Origin of the sequence: Paenibacillus sp. FSL H8-0548 (assembly GCF_038630985.1) — a bacterium.
Lineage (GTDB): Bacteria > Bacillota > Bacilli > Paenibacillales > Paenibacillaceae > Pristimantibacillus.
Genome location: NZ_CP152049.1, coordinates 3,934,587 through 3,960,309 on the forward strand (window position 1 = coordinate 3,934,587; position 25,723 = coordinate 3,960,309).

Consider the following 25,723-nt stretch of genomic DNA (forward strand, 5'->3'; position numbering starts at 1 on the left):
CAATTTTTATTATAGGTTGAATGTCGAAATGTCGGAATAAAAAAAACCGCTTTCTTTGTTAAAAAAACAGAGGTCGCCATTATGGCGACCTTTTGAATTCCGATGGGGTAAATCCTGTATGTTTTTTGAACACTTGACTAAAATATTGAGGATTATCCCCAAAGCCAAATCGTTCTGCAAGCTCAAATACTTTCACATCGCCTGTTTTCTCGATTTCCTCCATCGCCTTATCCATTCTTAAACGAACGACGTAGTTGGAAAACTTTTCACCTGTCTCTTTTTTAAAGAGCTTGCCTAAATAATCTGCGTTCATGTACAGGATCTCACTAGATACCCAGTTTAATGAAAGTGCAGGATTCGATAATTGTTCCTCGATGACTTGAATCATTTTATGAATAATGGCTGAATGCTTTTTCGTATACGAATGATAGTTGTTCAAGCATATTTGTTCTGCATTTTCCGTAACGAAGTGTTCGATTGTGCGCAAGGTGGAAAATTGGTCAAAGCTAGCGATTTTTTTTAAATACGTATTAATTTCCTCAGGCTTTCCTTGCCTTACAATCGAAATATAAAGAGGAATAACATAGGATTTGGATAAGTACGTATCCATGCGACTTTCTGCAAGCAGGCTAAAATAGTTTTTTAGTTCGGCCTCCACACAGGTCCAATCCCCCGACTTGACGTGCATGCAGAGCGGCTCTTCATCATAGAAGAACGTTTTAATATTGTCATCCTCTTCTCTTTCAACATCCTTTTGAGTAATTATACTGCCTTCACCCAAATAGAACTGATAGTTCAAGCATTCCAGCGTTTCACGATACATCTTACGAGCATGAACGATCTGCCCTGCATCACTGACCGCCACTGTAGCGTCCAGCTTATAGTAGGTAGAAAAGGTAATTTTAATCTCATTAAGCTTCTCAAACAACAGATCTGCCTCAGTTATTTCTTTAATTAACAGCAATACATGCTTCCCAATGGTCGTGCTGAGAAGCACGATTGACTTTCCAAGAACATCCTGTGCTATATTCTTAATGGCAAACATATGCTCGAATTCAAATTTTCCTTCGATTTGCAGCAATAGCAGCTGTACTTGATCATTTTCGACTGTTATATGGAATAAATCACCATAATCATCCCAATCACGTTGACCGTACGTTTTGTTCGTAACAAGCTCCTTCAAAAACTGCTCCTTTGCATGAGGAAGCACCTTCGACAATTCCTTCTGAATATTAAGCATAAAGCTCTCTTGTGATTGCTGTTTTTCGAGCTCCGCAATGACCTCAGTCAAAGCCTCGGTAATCGTATTTTCGTTACAAGGCTTCAGCAAATAATGTTTCACGCCAAATTGCATTGCGGTTCGAGCATAATCAAATTCGCTAAAGCCAGATAACAAAATAAAAGCGATGTGCGGGAATTTTTCATATACCTTTTCAACGAGCTGCAGCCCGTTCATACCCGGCATTTTGATATCTGAAATCACAATATCCGGCATATGGCTTTCAATAAAAGCCATCGCCTCGAGTCCATTACGCGCGGTACCTGCAAGCTCTGTATTAAATGCATTCCAATCCACAGTAAGCGATATGCCTTCAACAATTATTCGCTCATCATCCACAAGCAACACTTTATACATGAGAATCCCTCATTTCGTAAGGAAGCACCAATGTAACCTTAGTGCCTCTATTCGGCTCGCTTTCAATTTGCAATCCATAGGCTTCACCATACAACAGCTTGATTCGATCCTCGATATTTTTCAAGCCTAATCCGGAGCCCTTGGTCACGACTTGCCCTCCAAGCAGCTGTGCTACAAATTGCTCTTCCATTCCCGGTCCATTATCGGAAACGGAAACTAACAGCAGCTCTTCTTCAACATAAGCATGAATTTTTATTTTGCAGGTGTCAATCATTTGTTCAAGTCCGTAATTTATCGCATTTTCTACAAGCGGCTGAAGCGATAGCTTAGGGATGCTGCAATAGTGAAGCTTCTCCGGGACTTCGATTTGAAAGTCTAATCGTTCCTCAAAGCGATATTTTTGAATGGTCACATAATGGTTAATAATATCGAGCTCCTTGGTTAGAGGGATAAGCGGCTCCTTAAGATTAAGTGAGGTTCTGAGCAAAGAGCCTAACGCTTCGACCATTTGTGAAATATGTGTTTGATTGCTGAGCTTCGCAGACCAGTTGATAGATTCCAGCGTATTATACAGAAAATGCGGATTGATTTGCGCCTGCAGTGCTTTAAATTCTGTATCACGAATGGTCAGCTGCTTCACATAATTTTCATGGATAAGCTCATTGATGCGCTCAACCATGATTCGAAAATTCCGATGCATCTGTCCTGCTTCATCCATAGCGAGCGCCCGTTCATTCGGTTCTTCTATATATTCAAAATTGCCGAGTTGAACTCTTTTCATTTTTGTATTAAGCCTTTCAATCGGCTCGGTAATTCCTTTGGCGAAGCCAACGGCAATCAATAAAATTAATACAAATAATGTAGCAAATATAATAATAATCGTTTGCTTGACCTTAGCTATTCGATCAAAAATATCATCAAACGGAATTAAAGTATAATAGGTCCAGTCTGTATAAGTAGAAGCAATATAAGTGACAAAATACTGTTTGCCTTCATACCGAATCACTTTATAGCCATCACCGCCAGAGAGCTTCGATAAGGTATCAATAGGAAAGGATGAGGCTTCAGGATAAATAGCTTCATCATCCTTCATAATAATGAGCTGAGCATCATTGCTGTTCATCCCGCTTGCCATTTCTCGAAAAAGCTTGTTCATATCGATACGAAGCGCTAATGTACCAATGTAATCCAAATCCAACTGCTGGAACGAACGCACCTCGCGAGCAGCAATTAATGAGTTATCATTTCCGTAGGGAGCAATCCAGGTGTTTCCACCCTTATTAACTCTTGTTAATTCTTTATACATACTTATTCGATCATTGTAAACCGTAATGGAATTGGAGCCAACGGCGTACTCATTATCGTCGACATCGTACAGCTGAGCAGACAATACATATTTATCCAGCGCCCCAATGTTGACCATTCTCTCCTTAACCGTTAGCTGAACGACATAGTTGTCGTACTCAGACAGCCCGCTCTTAATCGACCGCAAATAATGCTGAATCGTAGAGTCTGTCGCCAGCATAAAGGTCAGCTTCTCCATCTTTTTCAGCTCATTTTCAATACTAATCGATGATAAGCTTAGTGCCTTAGAAGATTGCTTGTAAATTTCCTCATCATAAAAGTCAAAAGCATATTGCTGAATGATGATGGCTAGAATAGCAACAACCAGCATGATGACTGAAATCAGAACAAACATTTTATGCTTAATTCTCAAATTAGTATAAAGCGCTTTCAATCTTTTCATAAAACAATTCCTCCTAAGGAACTATCGGCTGTTGCTCGCAATCGATAATAGAATAGCAAATTCCATTAAGTAACAAGCGTAAACGGCTCTCGCCGTCCTTTAAAGGCAAAGCTCGTTTCGCAGTGATAGATAAGGGCGCTGCACGAGAAGATCGTTCTTACGATCGCTGTTGCAGCCAGATTCTTTGATATCATAAGACATTTAATGGTAAGAATAAGGCTGCAAAGGCGAACACTTCGTTTCTCCAGAACGATCTTCTCGCTTCGCTAAATCTTCATTTTTTTAAAAATATAGAAAAATATATTATTTCGCCATACTTTCTCTATAGTTCTCGGAATGAAACGCGCTGACACCGCCAAAGGACGGCGACAGCCGTTTCACCTTGAAATATAGGAAAGTATATCGCACTGTACTTTCTCTATATTTCTCCGGAATGAAACGCGCAGCACCGCCAAAGGACGGCGACAGCCGTTTCACCTTGAAATATAGGAACGTATATCATTTCGCTATACTTTCTCTATATTTCTCCGGAATGAAACGCGCAGCGCCGCCAAAGGACGGCGACAGCCGTTTCACCTTGGTTCAAGTTATATCGTTTAAGTAGAAGCAACCTAGACTGCACTTAGTACAACAGAAACCTCACATGAGAGCTGTTTATGATGGCTACATTGTAATTATGCAGGAGAATGAGCTCCAAACCAACGAATATCGTCCTATACTAGGCAATCTACTGCACAAAGTACAGTGTACGTATCAAGTCAGGCAAATAACGTCGATTACGTTGTACAAACTGCAGCGTAGACTCGTCCTATCGCGCTATTACCTAAACGAACTAACCCAACTATATAAGTTGAACCAAAGAAAGCGGTGATGTCCTTGACTGATTTTCCCTTAAGATATAAATATAACACTTGATAACGTTCATCTCTGCTTGTTCGAGTTATTCACTTTCTTATTCGACATGCAGATCGTTATTTCCTTACCATAAGTTTCTAAAACTTTAGTTCAATTTATATAGTTAAAAAAAAGAGCACCCTGCCGAGCAGCGAGGGTGACTCGCATTATTTTTTGATCAAATAGAGTGTGATCTCTTCCCGATTATGAAACAATTGCTTCGCTTTTTGAAGTCTGAACTCGGTAGAAAGTCTTGAAATCACATCTTTAATCGTTTGAAGCGGCTTTCGATGCATTAATTTAACTGTGATTATAGCAGTAGCCCCTTGCTTAAGTGCTGGCTCCAAATCAAGCACCAGCTTGCACATCATCATCGGACTCCAGCTCATATCGCACACAATGATATCGAATGAATCCGCAATCAATTTCACATCTGAAGCATTGCGCTTTAAATAAGTCAGTGTTGGATATGCCATAAGCGAGGGGTGAAGCTCTGCTGGATCAATTGCGGTAACACGCAGTCCACGCTCCAGCAAAAGTGAAGTCCAGCCGCCGGGCGCTGCACCCACATCAAGCGCATTTTGGTATTGAGCATAGTTCAGACCAAACTCCCGTTCTGCTTCCAGCAGCTTAAATTTCGCACGGGACACCTGACCCTCCTCGCGCTGAAAACGAACGGCACCGCCTGGCCAATCCGAGAGCATGTCCGAAGGATTGCCAAAGCCAACATAAAGCTGATTTACTGCTGCATAAATAGCTATAATGACATCTGGCTGCTGAACTACCGGCTCAGCGTCGATCTCTTCCAGCACCGCGTCAAGTACCGCCTTCGTATCCGAAGCCGAATATACAAACTCAGACTTTGAGGTTCTTCTTATATGCACCGCCACACGCTTGTTTTTAAACATTAGGACGGCGTTTCGCACCATATCCGATAGCTGTTCCAAATCATTCGCATTTCCAGTAATTTCGAATGTACGATCTACCGGCTGCACATGCCGCAAAAAAATCGGCTCTTGCTGCAAAATAGCCTGAAGCGTCTCTTCCCGTTCAAGCGGACTTGACATAAGGAAAACTTCTCCCGCAGCCAACTGATTAAATGCAACACCCTCAATCAATCTGCGAAGCTCTTCCATTGCATAAGGGGAATACGTTTTATTTGCTGTTCCGATCCATTGACTCACTAGTATAAACCTCTTTCATATGTGAATTACTCTACCAACCTTCAAAGGCGTTTCGAACCCTCCCAAACCCTCCCTTCCAAGGGAGGGCCCCAAAGGGTTGCACCCTCTGGACACCTGCAACTGAACTAACGTGGATGTTAGACAAGTGCTCGCGAGATTATGTTGAGCAGGATCGCTTTCGTCCCTTCAGGACACGCTTAATTTTGATGCTCTCTAGTTACCTAAACTGATTTCCGAATAACGACTATGCCACAGAGACGTATAACAGTTTGTTTGCGCATAGATCGCTTTCGTCCCTGCGGGACACGCTTTAATTTAAAACAAGCTGACAGGCTAGCAGGTTTTTAAGCAGTTAGGCTGTATTGCTGTAATCACTTTCATTGGACTTCATTTCTGCTGATTTAAGAGAAATAAGGGATTTCCAGTCCTCATTAGTGTCAATACTGCTTGGTTTCCTACAAATATCGATTCTCTGTTCAGCTATTACATAAAACTAAGTCATTAGCACGACTAAGAACCATTGTCTGCATTATAACCGAATTAGTCACATTTCGTGAAACTAAAGATAATTTCTGATGAATTAAGAAGAAACCACTACGGCGTCCTTGTCTAAGGATAAGTAGTTTCTCGCAAAAATATAGGCGGAGCATACATGTGAAACGTATACTTTCCTATATTTTAAGAATAAAACTAATCTACATCAAATAAAAACATACCCATAATTAGACTCACGAAATGTAGCTAATTTAAATACTATATTTCCTTTACTCGCTTAATCTTTATCTATATAAGTTGTACTAGAAATTTACGTTTCGGTAGCTGCGCCAGTAGATCATTCTTTATGATCACGGTTGCATCCCGACTATTTGAATTTCCCTAAAGATTTTCAGGTGAGAATAAGGGCTCTAAAGGTATACAGTTCGTTTCTCCAGTACAAGTCTCCGCTAGATAAAGGAGAAGCACCTACACTGCACTTTCTACAATGAAAACCTCACATGAGAGCTGTTCAGACGGCTACATTGTACTATTGCAGTAGAATGAGCTCCAAAGCAACGAATATCGCCCGAGAATAGGCATTCTATTGCACAAACTACATTGTACGAGCCCTAGTCAGGCAAGTAACGTCAATTACGTTGTACAAAGTGCAGCGTAGCCTCTTTCTATAGCGCTGAACCCATCGGGCTAGCACGACCAATCTAAGAACCGGAGAAAGAAATCTAAAGTAGCGCAAATTGATAAGTTATACTAGAGATTTACGTTTCAGAAGCTGCGCCAGTAGATCATTCTTTAAGATCAATGAACTTCTCGCTTCGCTACATCTGCATTTTTCAAGTTCAACTTCTATATCCAAGATTTGCACGCATTAAAGCGTGTCCTGCAAGGACGAAAGCGCTCCACCTGCCATTACAGCTTGTCCACTCCTCGAGATCTCTAACGTTATCAAAGACAGGTTACCCGAGGGCGCCTCCAGTGCAAACGTGTCCCAACGGGACGAAAGCGTTCCTTAGCAACCGTAACTCGCGAGCACCTGTTTAATTCCAACGTTAGTCCAGTTGCAGGAGTCCAGAGGGTGCAACCCTTGGGGCCCTCCCTTGGAAGGGAGGGTTTGGGAGGGTTCGAAAAGCCTTTGAAGGTTGGTAGAAAGCCCTTAAGGGTTTGGGTAGAAATCCCTCTAAGAAATTGAGGGTTTGGGTAAACTCCCCGCGATTTGGTCCAGCAGCGCATCCGGCATTGGACCATTAAAAAGCTTAGTTTCAGCTGGAGCGGTTGACGAGAGCATATGATACATTTGCATACGGCCAGCCGCACTTGAGGTGTGTAAGTAAATTTGCTCAGGGTAACGTCCCGATTCTACGATATGCCGGACGACCTCGTAGCCTGTTGGCTGCGCCCAGCCTAAGTCGAAATCCAAGGATAATATTCCGATCTTTTCATGATCCAAGAGCAGCTTGCATTCCTCTGCATTGCTTGCCAGAACAAAACCTTTGGGACATGTACGATAATCATCTAAATAAACATGAATCATGATTGAAGCCTCCGTTCAGTCATTAGATTCAAAGCTAGCTTATTCACTGATCCTTTTGGCAATCTGAACAAACAAACGCTTTGCGTCCAGATACTTCTATTTTCTCAATCAAGCCGCCGCATTGTGGACAAGCCTGGCCTTCCCGATCATAGACTTGAAAAAGATTTCGTTGTCCGCCTGTCAAGGCATCGCCTGCGGCAAATGGCTGCTCGCCAGCTCCACCGTGTGAAATCGCTTCCTTCAGTATTTTATGCATCGCTTCGTATAGGCGTTCCCAAGTTGCACGTTCAAAAACGGGAATTTTTGCATCAGGACGCAATCCGGCAGCATAACAAATTTCATCGGAATAAACGGTACCGATACCCGATATCACATTTTGATCCATTAATGCAGTTTTAATAGAGCTCCGTTTTTTGGCGAAGGCTGCTATGAAACGATCTATCGTCAGGCGTTTGTCAAGAGCATCGTATCCAAAACGACCTAGCTTTTCTTCAACTTCCAATACCTTTAACAGCTGCAAATCATCTGATTTCAGGCCTACACAGTACAATACGATTTCTCCAAAATGAAGCTTTACTTGAGCAGCACGATCAGGTCTGTCCTCTTCGCTGCCCTTATACAAATAAGCCCCTTGCCCCAAACGGAGCAATAGACGTTTTCCATTATCCAAATGAAGCAACAGATGCAAGCCTCTGCGTTCCACAAACCATAATACTTTCCCTACAACGTCTCGTTGTATCTCTTCTTCACTTGCTTGAAACGCTTTTACATTTGTTATCTCAACACCGGTGATAAGAGCTCCTGCGAATTGCTCCGCTAATAAAGCCCGATAATTGTCCAGTTCCGGCAGTTCATGCATGAAAGCTCGCTTCCTTCCTATATTCTTCGTTATTTGCTTATATCTCTCTGTGATCAGATATATACGAACGAAGCTCTTCTAAGTGATGACATACAGTTGTTGGCTTACATCCAGCCTGTTCCATATAATAGTCCATATTTTGAGCATTCGTAAGTCCGGTTAAAACAAGAATCGTACTACAGCCTGCTGCTGCGCCGAAAGCAATATCTGTAGCCATATTGTCGCCTACTACCCATGTTTCATCAGCTTTTAAACCAATTTCGCGCAATGAATAGTCCATCAAAATAGTGGATGGCTTGCCAATTAATATCGGCTTCTTCCCTCCAGCCGCTTGAAGCATTGCTCCAATTGATCCAGCTCCTGGTATAAGGCCATCCGTAGAAGGAAGCAGCAAATCAGGATTCGTCAGAACGAACGTCGCTCCGGCATGAATATATCGAACCGCCTTAGTTAGGCGTTCATAAGTAAACGAACGATCTATTCCTTGCAAAACAAAATCCGGCTGTTCTTCCGTAAGCACTAAACCAGCCTCTTGAACAGCTTTCCTTAATCCTTCTTCCCCAACTACAAAAACAGCCGCTCCCGGTTTTAACCGTGCGATATGCTCTGCAGCTGCTTGAGCGGAGGTGCATACCTCTTCTGCCGCCGCTTGGATGCCCATCTTCATCAGTCGCCCAGCTACCTCTTCAGGCGTTGCTGATGAATTGTTCGTTACAAATCGAAACGGGAGTTTAATTTCTCGCAGATACGAGATCAATGTATCTGCACCATCGATACGATGAGTGCCATGATATAACGTTCCGTCGAGATCAATTAGCAAACCGTGCATGGGTTGTTGTTTTTCTGTCATAGCTGCTGTCCTCTCGAGTGCAAAAAACCAGATGCCACGGTCTTGCGGCTTGGCTGCTCGTTTATTGAATTTGCTTTTCTTGCTTGCGTCGCAATCGCTGGATTCTATTTCGAAGTGCTTCCAGCTCTGCACGCTTCTTACTATCACGACGAGCCAGCATAGAATGATTCATAGCTTGCTCGAAAGCACGACTCGCGTGTCCTATTGCTGATTCATAATCTTTAAGCTTGTGCTCGTAATACATGGCAAGCTCGATGCTCGCTTCATTAGTTGCTTGAGTATAATGAGATGCTGAAAGAATAATAGCCTTCTGCCACAATAACACAGCACGATCCCAATTTCCAGCCTTCTTGTCGCGTGCTGCAAGCATGATCAATGTTGATGGCTGCGCTTGATCAGCACTCATCGCCAAATTGAACAGCTTGCTGGAAAGCTCTTTTTTGCCCATCCGCTCCAGCCATAGACCTGTACGAACCATTTCCTCCGGCTCAGTGGGGAGTGGTATGAAATTTTCTATATTGCCATTCAGCAAATGGCCAAAGCGTATCGCCAAACAAGCAAGCGAAAGCATATCCGTTTCATTATGAAGGAAAACACCTTCAAGCGGTGCTGGATCACCAGTAGCCAAATACTGAAAATAAAGCTGGGGTGCTAGTGAGCCTGGCACATCATCCTCGCGATGAATACCAAGTCTCTCCTCTTCTACATGACTCAATCTGCAGGATACGAGTGTGTTTCTCCAAATAGATCTCGCAGGATGCAAAAAGTCGAGCTGCAGCGGCTCCCATATTTTACGATTAAGACCATTCATAATAAAACGGTTTTGTACTAAAGGCCAATCGAAGGTTTTGCCATTGTAAGTGGCCAAGTAAGTAAACCGCTGAAGCTTCTCTGCCAAATAAACGAGCATGGCACGTTCCTCAGCTGGATGCCTGATCAAGGTCTGTTCAATAACAAAATGCTCCTTCGACATATAGGCTATGCCAATCATGAAGGGAACGTTACCCGCTCCTACACCTAAGCCAGTCGTTTCTAAATCAAGAAATAATATTTGCTCTGCCGAAGCCTCACTCGAAGGATGTAAAGCGGTCAAGCCAGGCGCTGCCACGTTCAGCTCCTCAAGAGCATGAAGACCATGGCGGAAATCGATCGGATTTACGATTTTTCGCATGAGAAAGCTTCCTTCATCATTCCGATGGAGCTTAACACCAAAAGTGCCCCAGACCGGCGATAACCACTCTTCGGCTTCCTCATTATCAAGGAGCTTCGTTTCCTCAACCTCAGACATCACCGCTTCAACATTCTTGTCTTTCTCCGAGCTCTCTCCTCGCAAACGATTCATTCGATCGCGCATTCCGCTCATCGTATTCCCTCCGCTTCATTTAGAAGCTCCAGCGCCTGCTGTTTTCCGAGAAGCCCGACCTCTTCAATCGGCCCTACGCAGGCTGGACAGCCACTGAGGCATGTACAGGAACGTATTAAAGACTTAGCTTGCCGAATAAGATCATCATGCACCTCGAACAATCGTTCACTAAGTCCAATCCCGCCAGGATAACGGTCATAGAAATAAATCGTTGGCTTTTGGGTATGCACGGCCTTCACTTGCGGTATTACTCTAATGTCAAATGGATCACACATCAAGTAGAGGGGAGCAATATGAACGAGTACGTTTGCGATGCCCAGCAGTGCAAATTGCATTTCATTTTTGCTTTTACGAGCAGCAGCCTCTTCACTAAACGAGAACCAGTAGCCGCTTGTATGAAGCTCTTCCTCCGGCAAGTGTATAGGACCCGATCCGATATTTTCATGCGTCCGCAGCTTTATTTTTTTGAAAATCGTAGGCTTTGCATTTACCGTTAGCTCTCCGTATTGCCTAACAAGATCTCCTGATTCACGTTCCTTATCCACATACAGCACCTTGAGCTCTACCGCTAAATTCGCGTCCGTGTAGTAATCAACATTAACCTCGCGAACGTAAGCTTTTTTCTCTGGATAATCAAGCTTCTCTACCTGATATTGCACACCTTCATGAATATAGATAGCTTCCTCGTGAATGAGCGTAGGAGCGCTGAACCTATCAACCTCGCCAAGAACTCTGCTGCCATTCGTAGTATCTATGATCACAAAATTTTCCTGTGCAGCCGAGCGCAATGAAATGTTATGTGCGGGAAAGGACTGCTCCATCCAAAACCAACGGTTTCCCGCCTTATGAAGCACCTTCTCCTCCACCAAAAACTCCATCATATCCACTAGCGACTCCGATCCAAATGTATCTCCAGTCTCAAAGGGCAGCTCGTACGCGGCACATTTGACATGATCCATAAGCACAAGCAAATTATCTGGATGAATTAGCGCTCGCTCCGGTGGACGATTAAAGAAAAAATCCGGATTTTGAATCATATACTGGTCAAGTGGATTGCTGCTCGCCACCATAAACGTAATCGAGCTTTCCTGTCTTCGGCCTGCGCGTCCCGACTGCTGCCACGTACTGGCAATCGTTCCTGGATAACCATTTAGAACGCAGGCTTGAAGCTGACCAATATCAATGCCAAGCTCAAGTGCGTTCGTACTGACAACACCTCGAATTTCACCTGAGCGCAAGCCGCGTTCAATTTCTCGGCGAAGCTTCGGCAAATAGCCGCCTCGATAGCCTCTTATCGATTTATCATTAATTTTGTCGCGTATTAATTCCTGCAAATAAGTGAGCAGCAGCTCAACACGAACCCGGCTGCGGGCGAATACAATCGTCTGCACGCCCTGTTTAAGCAGCAAGCCTGCCAGCTTGCGTGTCTCCAGCACACTGCTCCGGCGTATGCCAAGCTGTTTATTCACAACAGGCGGATTATAAAATACAAAATGCTTCTCGCCCATCGGCGCACCGTTATTGTCAACAAGTCTTACTTTTTCACCAATAAGGCGCTCCGCATGCTCCTGAGGATTATCAATCGTTGCAGAAGCGCAAATGAATTGCGGCGTAGAGCCATAAAACTTGCAAATTCGTTTCAATCGCCGAATAACATTGGCAACATGACTTCCGAACACACCGCGATAGGCATGAACCTCGTCTATCACGATAAATTTAATATTTTCGAACAGCTTAACCCACTTTGTATGATGCGGCAGTATCGCTGAATGAAGCATATCTGGATTTGTGACGACTATGTGTCCGGCATTTCTAATAGCAGTTCGCACAGTTGGCGGTGTGTCGCCATCATAGGTATGCGTCTTAATGCCAACGTCCATTAAATCAGCAAGTGCCTGCAGCTCGGCTACTTGATCCTGAGCCAGTGCCTTCGTTGGGAACAAATAGAGCGCTCTGCCTTCTTCATTCTCAAGCAAAGATTGCATAACCGGCAAATTGTAACAAAGCGTCTTACCCGAAGCCGTTGGCGTGACCGCTACCACATGATGACCTGCACGCGCAGCGCGGTAAGCCTCGGCTTGGTGTGTATATAATTCGCTGATTCCACGTGAATTCAGCGTTTCTTTCCATGCATGATGCAGTCCGTCAGGCAACGGTGCGGTACGCGCCTCTCGCGGAGCAAGGGTTCGCCAGTGCGTCACATTGTCCATAATGTCATTATTTTGCCGCACTTGCTCTAACCACTCCTCCAATCCGGAGGTTTTGCCCGTAAACCGGTTCATGACCGTCTCACTCCCATCAAACGTATGTTTGTTTATTATCATTTTACAGAATACATGTTCGTGCTGCAATTTTAATTTAAAGAAAACGCGGTTCATCAACAATTGACAGTCGTTTTGGGAAGCGTTATAGTAATTTCATCCTCCTTATTTAGATGGTTGTCTAACTATCTAACCCTTTTATCAATTTACTTGAAAAGGATGGCTTAAATGTCAATTAGCCTCGCATTCAAAGCGTTGTCCGATCCGACTAGGCGCTTCATATTAGAATTATTGCTAGAGCGTGTTCGAACTGCTGGTGAAATCGCCGACCACTTCCAAATGACCAAGCCCAGCATCTCCCATCATCTCAATATATTGAAGCAAGCAGAGCTTGTTTCTGATGAACGGCAAGGGCAGCACATCTACTATTCGCTAAATCACACCATTTTCCAAGAATTAATGGAATGGTTCGTCCCCTTCCAGCACTCTAGAACCGGAAGGATTGGAAGGAATGAAATCTAGCCTGCTATCTTGGTTCGTCGTAGCAATTTCTATCGCGGCCAGCATTATCTGTTATCCCGATCTGCCCGAGCAGATGGCCATTCACTGGAATATTAGCACTGAAATTGACGGACTAGCTCATAAAGCCTTTGCACTCTTATTGCTGCCAGCTTTAATGATCATTTTAATCATCGTGCTCCCAAAAAAACAAAACTATCAGCGATACAAATCCAGCATACAAACGATGCAAAACGTCATTATACTAAGTTTTCTTGTATTGCATGGCGTCACGATCGCTTTTGGCTATGGAGTAGAAATTAATATTGTAAAAATTGTCCTTCCTATGGTCGGCATCATTCTTGCAGTAACCGGATTATATATGCCGCGTTTTGAGCCAAACAGCTTTATCGGCATCAAAACGAATCCGACACTCACCAATGAAATCATTTGGAGAAAGACACATCGGTCCGCAGCTAAGTTTTATGTATTAGGCGGTTTGTTATTGATTCCAGCAGCGTTCCTTCCTGCTCCTTATCAAATCATTAGTTTTTTCGCCATTATTGTCATTATCGTGCTTGCTTCTGTTTTTCTATCCTTCTATTTCAGCAAAGACCATAAATAAGCGAAGAAGGCGAGGGAGTCTCCCCTCGCCTTCTTCGCTTTCTACTCCTTAACGGCGTTTAATTTCAATGTGCATATGATCCGTTGCTGCTCTCGATGCTGCGAAATGCTCAGCTGCCTCAGCCTCTAATTGAGTTAAATCCTCATTACTGTAGCGTCCGCTAAAATGCGTCATGACCAATTGCCTAGCCTTAGCTCTTACAGCTGTTACTGCGGCTTCTGTCGTCGTACTGTGCCCGAATTCATGTGCTTTTTCCTCAAGCCCCGCGGCAAAGGTAGCTTCATGAACCAGCAGGTCAGCCCCCATAGCTAGTCGTAGTGAGCTCTCGCATGGTCTTGTATCCCCAAGCACGGTTATAACTCTCCCCACATGAACGGGACCTGTAACCTCCTCAGGCGTGACGATTACACCGGCTGGCGAGGTTATTGACTGCCCTTGCTTCACCTTACCGTAAAGTGGACCCGATTCAATTCCAAGTGCCTTCAGCTTATGAACGAGCAGCTTGCCAGGCTGATCATGCTCCGTTATTCGATAGCCGAAGCTAATTACACGATGATCTAAAAGGCCAACCTCCACTTTAAAGCGTTCATCTTCAAAAATGATCCCTTCATCACCTGTTAATTCATGGATGACAAGCTCATAATCCAAATGTGTAGCGCTCACATCAAATATAGTTTCAATATAGCGTTTCAAACCAATCGGGCCATACAGCTGAACAGGAGTAATTCCTCCGTCGAATGAGCGGCTGCTTAATAATCCAGGCAAGCCGTATAAATGATCACCATGCAAATGAGTTATAAATACAACCTCAAGCTTATTAAGCTTCAGCGGTGTTTGCATAAGCTGATGCTGCGTTGCTTCACCGGAATCAAAGAGCCACCAGCTGCAATCTGGTTCAGGCAGTCTAAGTGCCGCAGCCGTTACATTGCGATACTTGGATGGTCTCCCAGCACCCGTTCCCAAAAACCACATGTTCATATTCTCGTTCACCTCACCTTAGCAGCAGATACATCCTCTTCCTAAAATTGAAAACAAGAGCCCTCGTAAGCTCGATGATCCGAAGGCTTTAAGGGCTCTTTCTTATTATAATCTACAGCTTCTCAACATTAAAATATTGTGCTTCTGGATGGGCGAATACCATTGCTGATACAGATGCTTCCGGCTCCATCATAAAGCCCTCAGTCAGCTCTACGCCAATATCCTGCGGTCTCATTAGATCAAACAACGGCCCTTGATCCTCAAGGTTCGGACACGCCGGATAACCGAAGGATACGCGAATACCTTGATAACGGGCACCATGACGCTGTTTCATCGTCATTTCTGCAGGGTCTGGATAGCCGCTAATATCCCGCATAATATGATGGACGCGTTCAGCCATGCCTTCAGCAACTTCGAGCGCTACAGACTGAAGGGCATGAGATCGTAAATAATCGCCATTATCCTTCCACTCGTTGGCAATCTCGCGAATACCATGACCAGCGGTAACAACTAGGAAGCCTACATAGTCCATAACGCCGCTCTCGACTGATTTCAAGAAATCAGCCAAGCAGAGGTACGGCTCCACGTTCTGACGCGGGAATGTAAACCGCTTAATTTCCTGCTTCGAATCAACAGGATTATAAATGATGACATCATTACCCGAAGATTGAGCTGGGAAGAACCGATACATGCCATGGGTCTTAATAATTCCTTCAGATGTTCCTTGCTTCAGCAGCTCATCGACGGTTGCCTTAAGATGAACTGCCTTTTCATTGCCTTCCTTCAGCAAATTGTCGACATTCCCCTTCAGACCTAGATGATGACCAAGCAGCATCTGCATATTCACATAGGGAATAACATGTGGAAGCGGCACATCACGAAGCACATGACGATCCAAATCCGGCGGTGTAAACACAGGCGCATCTGGTGAAATTTTAGAGCGGACCGCCCGTGTCAATTGCGGCAGAGGCTTCTTCACTTCCTCTTCCAAGCCGCCAGAGGCTTTGTAAGCTGCCATTTCTTCTTCAAGATTCGTGCGATGCTGAGGGTCCATCAGCTTATTCGCAATGTCCAGACCATCCATAGCATCCTTCGCATATAGCACCAAACCATCATATTCTGGGCCAATTCTCGTTTTGGTGAACTTTCTCGTAAGGGCTGCACCGCCAACAAGTATAGGTGCATCGATACCTGCTGTACGCAAATCCTGCGCCGTAATGACCATTTGCTGTGCAGATTTAACAAGCAATCCGGACAAGCCGATCGCATCTGCCTTCTCCCTGCGATAAGCTTCAATTAATTGCTCTGGCGGTACCTTTATGCCTAGATTTATAATTTTATATCCGTTATTAGACAAAATGATTTCTACAAGGTTTTTACCGATATCATGCACATCGCCCTTAACCGTTGCCAAAATAATTTTACCTTTAACGGATGATTCATTTTTCTCCATAAAGCTCTCCAAATAAGTGACAGAGGCTTTCATAACCTCGGCGCTTTGCAGCACCTCCGCTACAATGAGCTCGTTGCCGTTAAATAAACGGCCAACCTCCTCCATCCCCCGCATAAGCGGCCCGTTGATGACCTCCATCGCCGAATATTTCTTAAGAGCCTCATCCAGATCCGGTATGAGTCCTTCCTTAGTACCTTCGACAACGTATGAGCCTAAACGCTCTTCAAGCGATAGATTTGAAATTTTTTCTTTCTTCTCTACCTTCTTGTCACGGAATGCCGCAACGAATGCAGCTAAAGACTCGTCAGTCGTATTATAGATTAGCTCCTCAGCTAGTTTACGCTCAGCATCAGGAATAGAAGCGTAACGCTCCAGCTTTTCTGTGTTTACAATGGCATAATCAAGACCTGCTTTTGTCGCATGATAAAGGTACACGGAGTTGAGTACCTCGCGTCCCGCATCCGGCAAACCAAAGGAGATGTTGCTGAGTCCAAGAATTGTTTTGGCAAGCGGGAATTTCTCCTTGATCATCCGAATCCCTTCAAGTGTCTCAACAGCTGAACCGATATATTGCGGGTCGCCAGAGCCTACCGGGAACATGTTTGGATCAAAAATAATATCCTCAGGGTTCATCTTATATTTCTGCGTCAGCAAATTATAGGAGCGCTCTGCAACTTCCATCTTCGCCTCGCGAGTGACTGCTTGACCGCGCTCATCAATAAGAATCATGACAACCGCTGCGCCATAACGATGAATCAAAGGCAAAATACTTTCAAACTTGGATTCGCCATCCTCCAAGTTAATCGAGTTGATGATCGCCTTGCCTTGTGAATATTTTAAGCCCAGCTCAATAATATGATCATAGGTTGAATCAAGCATTAAAGGCGCTTTAATCTTCTTCACAACCTGCGGCAAAAATTGGTGTACCGCGTAGGCTTCATCAATATCGGTATCTTGAAGGTTTATGTCGATAACATGTGCGCCGCCCTTAACCTGCGCTCTTGCTATTTCAGATGCTTCGTCAAACTTCTCTTCTTTAAGCAATCGTTTAAATTTACGTGATCCGGAAATATTAGTCCGCTCGCCAATCATAATTGGACGATTTTCCGGTTCAATATATACGGTTTCTATACCGGATACCGCATTTGGATGCTGACCCATCTTCGTACGCGGAGCATAGTTTGCCATGGTTTCAGCCATCACTCGAATATGCTCAGGGGTAGTACCGCAGCAGCCGCCAGCTATGTTTAACCAGCCTTGCTCAGCAAAGGCTGACATTTTCTTTGCAAGCGACACTGGCGACTCGTGATAATGACCATTCTCATCCGGCAAGCCTGCATTCGGATAGCAGCTTACTGCTGCATTAGCGATTTCACTTAAGGTACGCAAATGATCACGCATAAACTCTGGGCCTGTTGCGCAGTTTAAACCGATCGAAATCGGCTTCAGATGCTCCAAAGAAATATAAAACGACTCGATTGTTTGTCCAGCAAGTGTTGTGCCCATCGGCTCAATCGTACCGGAAATCATAATAGGCAGCTCTTTGCCCAGCTTATCAAACGCATTACGAATACCAATGCTTCCTGCTTTAACATTCAGCGTATCCTGTGAGGTCTCAAGCAATAATGCATCAACATCCGCTTCGATCAAAGCAAGCGCCTGCTCATAATAGCTCTCTACCAGCTCATCAAACGTCACGCCGCCGGTTACCGATAAGGTTTTTGTCGTAGGTCCAAGTGCACCAGCAACATAACGAGGTTTGTCCGGTGTACTATATTTATCACAAGCATCCCGTGCCAGCTTAGCAGCCGCCAGATTAATCTCTCTTGCTTTCTCAGGTATATCATAGTCCGCTAATACGACGCTTGTGGCTCCGAAAGTATTCGTTTCCAATATATCCGCGCCGGCTTCCAAATATTGCTCATGAATGGATTGTATAACATCAGGCCGAGTAAGAACGAGCATTTCATTGCATCCGTCCAGCTCTGCTCCGCCAAAATCTTCTTCTTTCAAATCCGCTTGTTGAATCATCGTACCCATAGCGCCGTCCAAGATGAGTATGCGCTCTTGAAGCATTTGCTGTAATGTCGGTTTAGACAATTTCCTACACCCTTCCCAAAATCATTAACCCATAGTTTATCAGAATACCCTTATTGTGAAAAGGTAAATCCATCGACAATCGATTTAATTTGATTTATAATAATTATATCATTTTATTTCCATAGGAAAAGAGGGAATGTTCATGGCTGAAATAAGAATTCGCAATACAGAGGAACGGATTCAAGGTGAAGAGGCTGTTCGTGCGTTTCTTGAAAATCAAGATGTGCTTTATGAGCATTGGAATCCAACCAAGCTATCAGAAAAATTACAACAGAAATTTGTCCTTTCTGATGAAGAAAAACAACAAATTCTAGCAACATATGACGAAGAAATTAAAGACTTGGCCCAGCGCCGCGGCTATCAAACCTGGGATATTATTGCGCTTTCCGATGCTACACCTAATCTTGACGAGCTTCTTAAGAAATTCGAAAATGTGCATACGCACACAGAGGATGAAGTTCGCGCTATTACTGCAGGACGCGGTATTTTCGTTATTAAAGGGACAGACGATGTTGGATATTTCGACGTTGAGCTGGAAGCTGGAGACGTTATTTCCGTTCCAGAATACAAGCCTCATTTCTTCACGTTGATGGACAACCGTCAAATCGTAGCTGTTCGCTTGTTCATCGAAACAGAAGGCTGGATCGCTCATCCATTTGCAGATGAGAAGTTCGCTTCAAAGCAAGCATAAGCTACTTAAAAATAATGCAAGCCCCTCGTTTACAGCTTATGCTGTCTGCGAGGGGCTTTTTGATACCTATTATTTAAGCATCCAACAGCTGCAGAAGCTCTTCCAAGTGCTTGATTTCATAAGTAGGTACGATTTCATCATTGCGAATGACACCATGGCGATTAATCCAAACGGATGTCATACCGATCGTATTTGCACCAAGAATATCAGTCGTCAGCTTATCACCAACCATAATCCCATGTTCCGTTTCAATATCAAGACGTTCAAGAGCATGCTTGAAAATGGACGCTGCCGGCTTCCCTTGTCCAAACTCTCCTGAAATTATAATATGATCAAAATAAGGAATGAGTGCCGGCACACCTGCTAGCTTCTCACGCTGCAAATCTGGCGAGCCATTCGTCAGCAACAGCAGCTTATATTTCCCCTTAAGTGCGTCAAGCACACGGAAAGTTTCATCGTAGACAATTGGACGAGAGCGGCGTTCTGCTGGAAATTGCTCAGCAAGCTGAGCCCCTAGCTCCTCATTGTCAATACCTAACGCTTTTAGCCCCTGTGTCCACGCTGCTTTGCGGTAACTAGGTGCAAGGCTTTCAAGCTTGCGAAACTCTTCTTGCTCGCCTTCGCGGAAAGGTGCCCATAGTCCCTCAAAAGGATTAATTCCGATCAGCTTTGTAAATGAAAATGTTTCATAGGACTCATATAGCGCTCTCGCTTCACGACGTACAGACTCCTCTAGTTCTTCAGGATTAACACCTGTTACAGCTGCAGCAGCCTGGCATGTCGCTTCAAATGCTTCTTTCACACTGCGATCATCCCATAGCAATGTATCATCCAGATCAAATAAAACTGCTTGTTTAGTCATCGTTGTTCGAACTCTCCTGCCAATTTATTTTTCCTCAAATGGAATTCCGTTTGCTTGTGCAAATGCCTTTAGCTTCTCGCCAATTTCTTCAGTTGGAAAACGGTTTGTCATTTTAGAAAACATCCAGTTTCCACCTTTGTGCTGCTGTATGATCACATACCCTTTTTGTACGATAATCCCTTTGATTCCTGAAGCCTGAATACGTTTATCGCCCGTTAGACGACGAGACTGAACAAAGTCTTTGCCAATTGTTATGTAAGGCTTGCGGAAAAAGAAAAGCGCTGCAAGCAAAATATAGCAGCCGACAGTAACCCAAAACATCGTATCCATCTTGAACTCAGAGGAGCCTGACATCAGAAAAACGTACATGCCGATAAAAATAATTAACATAATCGGAGCTATGAAATTGCGCCCGGTAATTTTATCTGATTTCTCAGCATTTAATACAATTTGGCCGGATCCTTGCTTCTTGCGGTTTTTATTTACAACATTCATGTTTTTGCGCACCTTGCGCTCCCAGGATCGTGACAAGCTGATTCTCCTCCTAATTGAAACTCCTATTCAAACGGTCTGCGAAACTTTTCGATGAAACGATTCGGATAATCATCCTGAAGTGCACTCACTTGCTCCAATCGATTCCAAACCTCGCTTGGCATTTCCCAGCCTATAGCACCGATGTTATCGTCAAATTGCTCCAGTTTGCTTGCACCAAATATAGGCGATGTAATGCCTTCACGCTGTATGAGCCAGCGCAGTGCAACCTGTGCAGGTGTTTTGCCAAGCTCATTGGCTGCTTCAAGAAGGGTATCCAGAATGATGAAATTTTTATCGGTAGCGCGTTTATCCCAAGCACTTTCTCCCACCTTCGAGGTCAAGCGGCCCTCGGTCGGTATATTTCTACTATATCTTCCCGTAAGAAATCCGCCGCCAATTGGCGCCCAAGGAATAATGCCGACATTTTCAGACAAGCAAAGCGACAGCATTTCCCGATCCATTTGTCTGCTTACTAGGCTGTATTGCGGCTGAATCGACACAAATCGCACATATCGACTCACATCGCTGATGCCTAGTGCTTTCATCAGCTGCCAGGCAAAAAAGTTTGAGCAGCCGATGTAACGCACCTTACCAGAGGTTACAAGGTCATCTAATGTACGAAGCGTTTCTTCAATGGGTGTAGCCTCGTCCCATACATGCACCTGATACAAGTCAATATAATCCGTTTGGAGACGCTTAAGACTTGCATCCACCCCATCCAGAATATGCTTGCGAGACAATCCAACGCCGTTAATATTGCTTGATGTGGTCATACGTACCTTCGTTGCCAGCACAATATCAGATCGCTTATTCTTAATTGCCATCCCAACGATTTCCTCAGAACGGCCGCTGACATAAACATCTGCCGTATCAAGAAAATTGCCCCCATGATCAACAAAGCGATCAATCATAGCAATGGAATCCTCAACACTTGTCGTATTGCCAAATGTCATCGTTCCTAAACATAGCTCCGAAACTGCAAGTCCACTTCTACCGAGTAATTTGTATTTCATCTTAACACCCTCCCATGGATATTAAATGATCTTACATTACATCTTTAGTGCTTAACACTATCCTCGTCATCTACAATTTCAATATTGTCGAGTTGCTGCCGGAAATTATTTCTGAAATTTTCCAAATACCGCTTACGAAGTTCCGCTCGTTCTGCAGTCTCTTCATCGGTAAGACCTACCGATTTATGTTTACGAGCGAGCTCGTTAATACGATCAACGACTTTTTCGAATTCCATTTATTACTCTACTCCTCTCATGATGAAAAAACACTACTCTATACTTTGACATTTCAACCGATCAGTTGTCAAGACAGCGTAGGGTCAACCTCCATATGAATTAGTGCAGCAGCTGCTTTTTTTATTGCAATACAACCTGATCTCCAGGCTTCAAACCCTCGAGCACCTCAGTCAGCTCAGGAGTTTCTAGTCCAATTTTAATTTCTCTGCGTTCATACTCGCCGTTTCCTGCATCAAACATAACGTAGTTTTTTTCCTTTTCACGAATAATAGCAATGGAAGGAACTGCTGTCGTATTCTCTTTTCGTTTCGTTTCTATTGCTCCATTAAGGCTTAGGCCCGCGATCAAATGTTCGTTCGGCTCTAATGCGATAACGACTTCAAATTGAGCAGCTTGATTCAGGTTGTTCTGATCCGTGCCTGATTTTGCAAATTTAGAAACCTTTTGAACTTTGCCAGTAAGGCTGATCTCTTTCATCGCGCTCATCTTAACTTGAACCGGCATGTCTGGCTTGATCTGAAAAATGTCCTGCTCGCCTACTAAAGCAATAAACTGTAATTTATTCAGGTCTACGACCTTACCTACATATTCATTATCAGCTAATGCCTGTGGACGCTTGTTGGGATTATCAAATAAAAAGATACCCGACGCTGGCGCTCGATAGGTAGATTCATTCAGCTTTTTCTTTTTCTCAAGAAGCTCTTTCGCTTGCAAGTTTTCTGTTACAGCATTTAATTCCTTCGTCAAACGGGCAATCTCTCGATCAACGAGAATTTTTTTGCGGGCAGCCTCAGTCGCTTCCAGCGTTTCTGAATCTTCGTTTTGTTGATTCAAATATTCATTTAATTCCGACTCCAGCTTTGCTTTACGCTGAACAGCCTCCATTTGCAAAATCTCATTTTGAACAGCAGTTTGATCCAGCTTAAACAAAATATCGCCTTTCGTTACCTGCTGACCATCAGCTATAGACCACTGGGTAACCTCTGAGCCGTAAGGCGAGTAGATGAAGGTTTCCTGCTCATATAGTGACTTTCCTTTTACTTCAATAGAATTAGAGATCGTTTCCTTTGTTACCTGAAACGTAATAGGCTGATTATCTGCAGTCATATCCACAGGACGTGATGGATTTCCGATTTTGAATAATACAAAACTAATTCCTATTATAATAAGGCCTATAATTCCCCACTTTATTTTTTTCTTCATCATTATGCTCCTTCTACATTTATAAATTAATCGCGCCTAATAGCTGTTAAAGCATCTGTACGTGAAGCACTAATTGCTGGATAGATACCTGACAATATGCCTGTTGCAAGGGCGAATGCCATACCAATCGGAATGGTCATAATTGGAATAAAAATAATAACCGCATCCTCTTCGCCTGAAAACTGATTAATAACGCCACTCATTCCCCATACGATCCAGTATGAAAAAAGAACGCCGAGCAAGCCTCCTAAAAGGCCAAGCAATGCAGCCTCAACAATGAACATATTTCGAATTTGTCCCAAATTTGCGCCAAGCACCTTCATAATGCCAATCTGTCTTCTCCGCTGATATGTACTCATCGTCATCGCTACAACAATCGAGATCGAAGCAATGATAAGTATAAAAACACCAATTCCTAATGCTGCTCCTTTAATAATTTTAAACTCATTGGCAAGCTGTTCCTTCTGATATAAATTAGTTTGAGTGTTGACCGTAAGCTTCTGAAGCTGCTTCTCCACCAGCTCAATATTAGCTTGATTATCTACTTTAACAATGATCGAATTGAAGCTCTGAGGATGATTTTCATTACCGTTGTTCCTCTTAAGCTCGGAATTCAGAAGCTGTGCAGTACTCAGCGATATATAGCCCTTCTTGTTATACATTACTTGATCGTCACTAACTCCAGATGGTTTCTTCAAAATGCCGACAACGCGAAGTGGTCTGCTGACAACCTGTCCATCTTGGGAGTAATAACGAAACTGAATCTGCTTCTGATAAAGAACAGACGGCACAAGGTTCAAATTTCGATATTGTTGATACAAGCTGTCATCATATGGATTTAGATTCATCTGGTCTAGTAGATTTTGTCTGGTCACCTCGTCAACCAGACCTAGCGTTGCACCATAGCTCAGTACAATCGTTCCTTCCACATCGGAAGGTCCACCCTGCAAGTATTCGTTGCCGAATGCGGAGAGCGTCTCCAAATCAGTTCCAATAATTTCAGTTTGATTTTGGGAGACAAGTCCATCAAGCGTCAACATCTCCATATAATCCAGCTGTTGAAAAGGGGCAGCTGCATGAACATGTGGAATTTGTCTCATAATGGCAAGCTTCTGATTAGTCAAATTTCCTAGCTGCTGGATGTTTCCGTCTATGGATGGATCAGATTGACCTGGTTGGACACCCGAATTTGCGGTTACGGTTATTTCATCCATCTTTAGATAGCTGTTCATTTGCTGTTCTATGTATAGCTGTGCTGACTCTCCAATGCTCATAGCTACAATAATAGCAGCACATCCGATAGAGATGCCTGCTGCGCACAAAGCCGTTACAACCTTCCTGCGCTTGACCTGGTCCCAGGAAAGTTTTGATATATCACTAATTCTCAATGAGTATACCTCCCGCCTGCAATTGATCCTGCGCCGCTTCCTGCTCTGTCACTAGAAATCCATCACGTAAGGTTATGATTTTCTCGGTTTGTGCAGCTACCTCACGCTCATGTGTGACGATAATAAAAGTCGTTTTCATTGTTTGATTCAGATGCTTCAAAATCGAAATAATTTCGTCCTCTGTCTTTGTGTCCAAATTACCGGTCGGCTCATCAGCGAATATAACGGATGGCTCCGTGATTAATGATCTAGCTATACTAACGCGCTGCTGCTGACCACCTGATAATTGAGAGGGAAATAGCTCTGCCTTATCTGGAATGCCTACTTGCTCAAGCAAAGCTAGAGATTTCTTCTTCCTAATTGACGGATGAATAGATTGAAAGACGAGCGGCAGCTCCACATTTTCCCGCACCGTTAGATGAGAAATCAGCTCATATGCTTGGAAAATAAAACCAATATGCTTTCTTCTAAACTCTGCCAGCCGATTTTCGCTCATCTCCACAATATTGTGATCAGAAATATAGATTTGTCCTTCCGTAGGCTTCATTAAGCCAGCCATTAAGTTCAACAGCGTCGACTTTCCCGAGCCAGAGCTGCCTAATAAAGCAATCATTTCACCCTTATGTACATTAAAGCTAATTTGTTGCAATACTGCTGTCGTCTCATTTCCATTCAAAAAGGAATGAGATAATTCTTCAACACGTAACAATTCAGTCACTCCCTTCAGTCCCCATTAATAGACGAGTGTTAGGTTAAAAACCACTGCACTCCACAAAAAAAACTTTCTCAACCAAGTAGAGTGCTTCATTCTACTTAAATGAGAAAGTTATATTATTTGGACTCTATTCATAGTTTATCTGAATTTACGATTATATGCTAGGTATGATCAGCTTCTGACCTGGAATTATTTGTGAGGTTTGCAATTGATTTCGATCTTTAATCATAAAAATGATATATCTAACATCCTGACTGCCGTCGGAGTACCGCTTAGCTATATCCCAAAGTGTATCACCAGTATGTACGATAATGGACTGTTCGCCTTTTGCTGCTTCTACTGGGTTATTGCTCGAAGCGTAGGTTCCCATAAGTAAAAAGCTGGTAAACAAAAGAACAAATACTACTGCGCACACGATAATTTTAAGCACATGTCTCTTTACTAATCGCGAAGCCATCAATCGAAATTTCATTCCTTGAGCTTCTTCTTGCTTATGAATGGTTCTATAAAAACTTGGACTAGTTATCATTTATCAGCACCCCAAACGTTTGTTCTGTTTTTAGATTACACGAACAAACGTTTGGTGTCAACAAAGAAAATACGAAC

At 43.5% G+C, this 25,723-nt stretch carries 21 protein-coding genes; 3 read left to right on the forward strand and 18 right to left on the reverse strand.

Annotated elements, in window-relative coordinates:
- Positions 1–79: 79 nt before the first annotated feature.
- The 8 genes from MHI37_RS16785 to MHI37_RS16820 form a co-directional block, all read right to left on the reverse strand.
- A complete protein-coding gene (locus MHI37_RS16785) occupies positions 80–1,636 on the reverse strand; it encodes a response regulator transcription factor (RefSeq protein WP_076334645.1) in 1,557 nt (518 codons plus the stop codon).
- On the reverse strand, positions 1,629–3,383 hold the full coding sequence (locus MHI37_RS16790; protein WP_076334644.1) for a sensor histidine kinase: 1,755 nt from the start codon (positions 3,381–3,383) through the stop codon (positions 1,629–1,631). The genes MHI37_RS16785 and MHI37_RS16790 overlap by 8 nt, the downstream gene beginning before the upstream one ends.
- Positions 3,384–4,444: 1,061 nt before the next feature.
- Positions 4,445–5,461 (reverse strand): SAM-dependent methyltransferase, encoded by a 1,017-nt coding sequence (locus MHI37_RS16795; protein WP_076334643.1) that lies wholly within the window; start codon positions 5,459–5,461, stop codon positions 4,445–4,447.
- 1,672 nt (positions 5,462–7,133) lie between these two features.
- A complete protein-coding gene (locus MHI37_RS16800; RefSeq protein WP_076334642.1) occupies positions 7,134–7,487 on the reverse strand; it encodes a cyclic-phosphate processing receiver domain-containing protein in 354 nt (117 codons plus the stop codon).
- A gap of 43 nt (positions 7,488–7,530) precedes the next feature.
- Positions 7,531–8,346 (reverse strand): DNA-formamidopyrimidine glycosylase family protein, encoded by an 816-nt coding sequence (locus MHI37_RS16805; protein ID WP_076334641.1) that lies wholly within the window; start codon positions 8,344–8,346, stop codon positions 7,531–7,533.
- 37 nt (positions 8,347–8,383) lie between these two features.
- A complete protein-coding gene (locus tag MHI37_RS16810) occupies positions 8,384–9,196 on the reverse strand; it encodes a TIGR01457 family HAD-type hydrolase (RefSeq protein WP_076334640.1) in 813 nt (270 codons plus the stop codon).
- A gap of 61 nt (positions 9,197–9,257) precedes the next feature.
- On the reverse strand, positions 9,258–10,559 hold the full coding sequence (locus tag MHI37_RS16815) for a ribonuclease H-like domain-containing protein (protein WP_076334639.1): 1,302 nt from the start codon (positions 10,557–10,559) through the stop codon (positions 9,258–9,260).
- Entirely contained in the window at positions 10,556–12,841 is a 2,286-nt protein-coding gene (locus MHI37_RS16820; RefSeq protein WP_076334638.1) for a DEAD/DEAH box helicase, read from the reverse strand. The genes MHI37_RS16815 and MHI37_RS16820 overlap by 4 nt, the downstream gene beginning before the upstream one ends.
- Positions 12,842–13,048: 207 nt before the next feature.
- On the opposite strand from MHI37_RS16820, the gene MHI37_RS16825 reads away from it, so the two are divergent.
- Both MHI37_RS16825 and MHI37_RS16830 read left to right on the forward strand, forming a co-directional pair.
- Positions 13,049–13,342, forward strand: a complete 294-nt coding sequence (locus MHI37_RS16825; RefSeq protein ID WP_076334637.1) for an autorepressor SdpR family transcription factor — start codon at positions 13,049–13,051, stop codon at positions 13,340–13,342.
- On the forward strand, positions 13,332–13,943 hold the full coding sequence (locus MHI37_RS16830; protein WP_076334636.1) for a DUF1648 domain-containing protein: 612 nt from the start codon (positions 13,332–13,334) through the stop codon (positions 13,941–13,943). Before MHI37_RS16825 ends, MHI37_RS16830 begins: the two co-directional genes overlap by 11 nt.
- 48 nt (positions 13,944–13,991) lie before the next feature.
- On the opposite strand, the gene rnz is transcribed toward MHI37_RS16830, so the two are convergent.
- On the reverse strand, positions 13,992–14,921 hold the full coding sequence (gene rnz / locus MHI37_RS16835) for a ribonuclease Z (protein ID WP_076334635.1): 930 nt from the start codon (positions 14,919–14,921) through the stop codon (positions 13,992–13,994).
- A 112-nt stretch (positions 14,922–15,033) separates the two neighbouring features.
- A complete protein-coding gene (metH, locus tag MHI37_RS16840) occupies positions 15,034–18,474 on the reverse strand; it encodes a methionine synthase (protein ID WP_076334634.1) in 3,441 nt (1,146 codons plus the stop codon).
- A 142-nt stretch (positions 18,475–18,616) separates the two neighbouring features.
- Between metH and MHI37_RS16845 the strand changes: the two genes are divergently transcribed.
- Complete coding sequence (locus tag MHI37_RS16845) at positions 18,617–19,165, forward strand: acireductone dioxygenase (RefSeq protein WP_076334633.1); 549 nt, start codon at positions 18,617–18,619, stop codon at positions 19,163–19,165.
- Positions 19,166–19,238: 73 nt separating this feature from the next.
- Here MHI37_RS16845 and MHI37_RS16850 read toward each other — a convergent pair whose 3' ends face one another.
- The 8 genes from MHI37_RS16850 to MHI37_RS16885 form a co-directional block, all read right to left on the reverse strand.
- The gene (locus tag MHI37_RS16850) at positions 19,239–20,027 is read right to left on the reverse strand and encodes an HAD-IA family hydrolase (RefSeq protein WP_076334632.1); all 789 of its coding nucleotides are present in this window, start codon (positions 20,025–20,027) and stop codon (positions 19,239–19,241) included.
- A 24-nt stretch (positions 20,028–20,051) separates the two neighbouring features.
- A complete protein-coding gene (locus tag MHI37_RS16855; RefSeq protein ID WP_076334631.1) occupies positions 20,052–20,558 on the reverse strand; it encodes a hypothetical protein in 507 nt (168 codons plus the stop codon).
- A 26-nt stretch (positions 20,559–20,584) separates the two neighbouring features.
- Entirely contained in the window at positions 20,585–21,574 is a 990-nt protein-coding gene (locus MHI37_RS16860; RefSeq protein WP_076334630.1) for an aldo/keto reductase, read from the reverse strand.
- A gap of 44 nt (positions 21,575–21,618) precedes the next feature.
- Positions 21,619–21,810: a DUF896 domain-containing protein gene (locus MHI37_RS16865; protein ID WP_076334629.1), complete on the reverse strand. Its 192-nt coding sequence runs from the start codon at positions 21,808–21,810 to the stop codon at positions 21,619–21,621.
- Positions 21,811–21,931: 121 nt separating this feature from the next.
- On the reverse strand, positions 21,932–23,017 hold the full coding sequence (locus MHI37_RS16870) for an efflux RND transporter periplasmic adaptor subunit (protein ID WP_306010651.1): 1,086 nt from the start codon (positions 23,015–23,017) through the stop codon (positions 21,932–21,934).
- Between the two features lie 23 nt (positions 23,018–23,040).
- On the reverse strand, positions 23,041–24,402 hold the full coding sequence (locus tag MHI37_RS16875) for an FtsX-like permease family protein (RefSeq protein ID WP_076334627.1): 1,362 nt from the start codon (positions 24,400–24,402) through the stop codon (positions 23,041–23,043).
- Complete coding sequence (locus MHI37_RS16880; RefSeq protein ID WP_076334626.1) at positions 24,392–25,111, reverse strand: ABC transporter ATP-binding protein; 720 nt, start codon at positions 25,109–25,111, stop codon at positions 24,392–24,394. Before MHI37_RS16880 ends, MHI37_RS16875 begins: the two co-directional genes overlap by 11 nt.
- Before the next feature lie 160 nt (positions 25,112–25,271).
- Entirely contained in the window at positions 25,272–25,589 is a 318-nt protein-coding gene (locus tag MHI37_RS16885) for a LysM peptidoglycan-binding domain-containing protein (RefSeq protein WP_179090119.1), read from the reverse strand.
- Between the last annotated feature and the right edge of the window lie 134 nt (positions 25,590–25,723).

Bases quoted from the DNA above. Each gene is read 5' to 3' on its own strand.
- MHI37_RS16785 (WP_076334645.1), bottom strand. From the start codon at position 1,636: ATGTATAAAGTGTTGCTTGTGGATGATGAGCGAATAATTGTTGAAGGC.
- MHI37_RS16825 (WP_076334637.1), top strand. From the start codon at position 13,049: ATGTCAATTAGCCTCGCATTCAAAGCGTTGTCCGATCCGACTAGGCGC.
- MHI37_RS16810 (WP_076334640.1), bottom strand. From the start codon at position 9,196: ATGACAGAAAAACAACAACCCATGCACGGTTTGCTAATTGATCTCGAC.
- MHI37_RS16830 (WP_076334636.1), top strand. From the start codon at position 13,332: ATGAAATCTAGCCTGCTATCTTGGTTCGTCGTAGCAATTTCTATCGCG.
- MHI37_RS16860 (WP_076334630.1), bottom strand. From the start codon at position 21,574: ATGAAATACAAATTACTCGGTAGAAGTGGACTTGCAGTTTCGGAGCTA.
- MHI37_RS16790 (WP_076334644.1), bottom strand. From the start codon at position 3,383: ATGAAAAGATTGAAAGCGCTTTATACTAATTTGAGAATTAAGCATAAA.
- rnz (WP_076334635.1), bottom strand. From the start codon at position 14,921: ATGAACATGTGGTTTTTGGGAACGGGTGCTGGGAGACCATCCAAGTAT.
- MHI37_RS16845 (WP_076334633.1), top strand. From the start codon at position 18,617: ATGGCTGAAATAAGAATTCGCAATACAGAGGAACGGATTCAAGGTGAA.
- MHI37_RS16820 (WP_076334638.1), bottom strand. From the start codon at position 12,841: ATGAACCGGTTTACGGGCAAAACCTCCGGATTGGAGGAGTGGTTAGAG.
- MHI37_RS16865 (WP_076334629.1), bottom strand. From the start codon at position 21,810: ATGGAATTCGAAAAAGTCGTTGATCGTATTAACGAGCTCGCTCGTAAA.
- MHI37_RS16870 (WP_306010651.1), bottom strand. From the start codon at position 23,017: ATGATGAAGAAAAAAATAAAGTGGGGAATTATAGGCCTTATTATAATA.
- MHI37_RS16815 (WP_076334639.1), bottom strand. From the start codon at position 10,559: ATGAGCGGAATGCGCGATCGAATGAATCGTTTGCGAGGAGAGAGCTCG.
- MHI37_RS16885 (WP_179090119.1), bottom strand. From the start codon at position 25,589: ATGAAATTTCGATTGATGGCTTCGCGATTAGTAAAGAGACATGTGCTT.
- MHI37_RS16805 (WP_076334641.1), bottom strand. From the start codon at position 8,346: ATGCATGAACTGCCGGAACTGGACAATTATCGGGCTTTATTAGCGGAG.
- MHI37_RS16850 (WP_076334632.1), bottom strand. From the start codon at position 20,027: ATGACTAAACAAGCAGTTTTATTTGATCTGGATGATACATTGCTATGG.
- MHI37_RS16800 (WP_076334642.1), bottom strand. From the start codon at position 7,487: ATGATTCATGTTTATTTAGATGATTATCGTACATGTCCCAAAGGTTTT.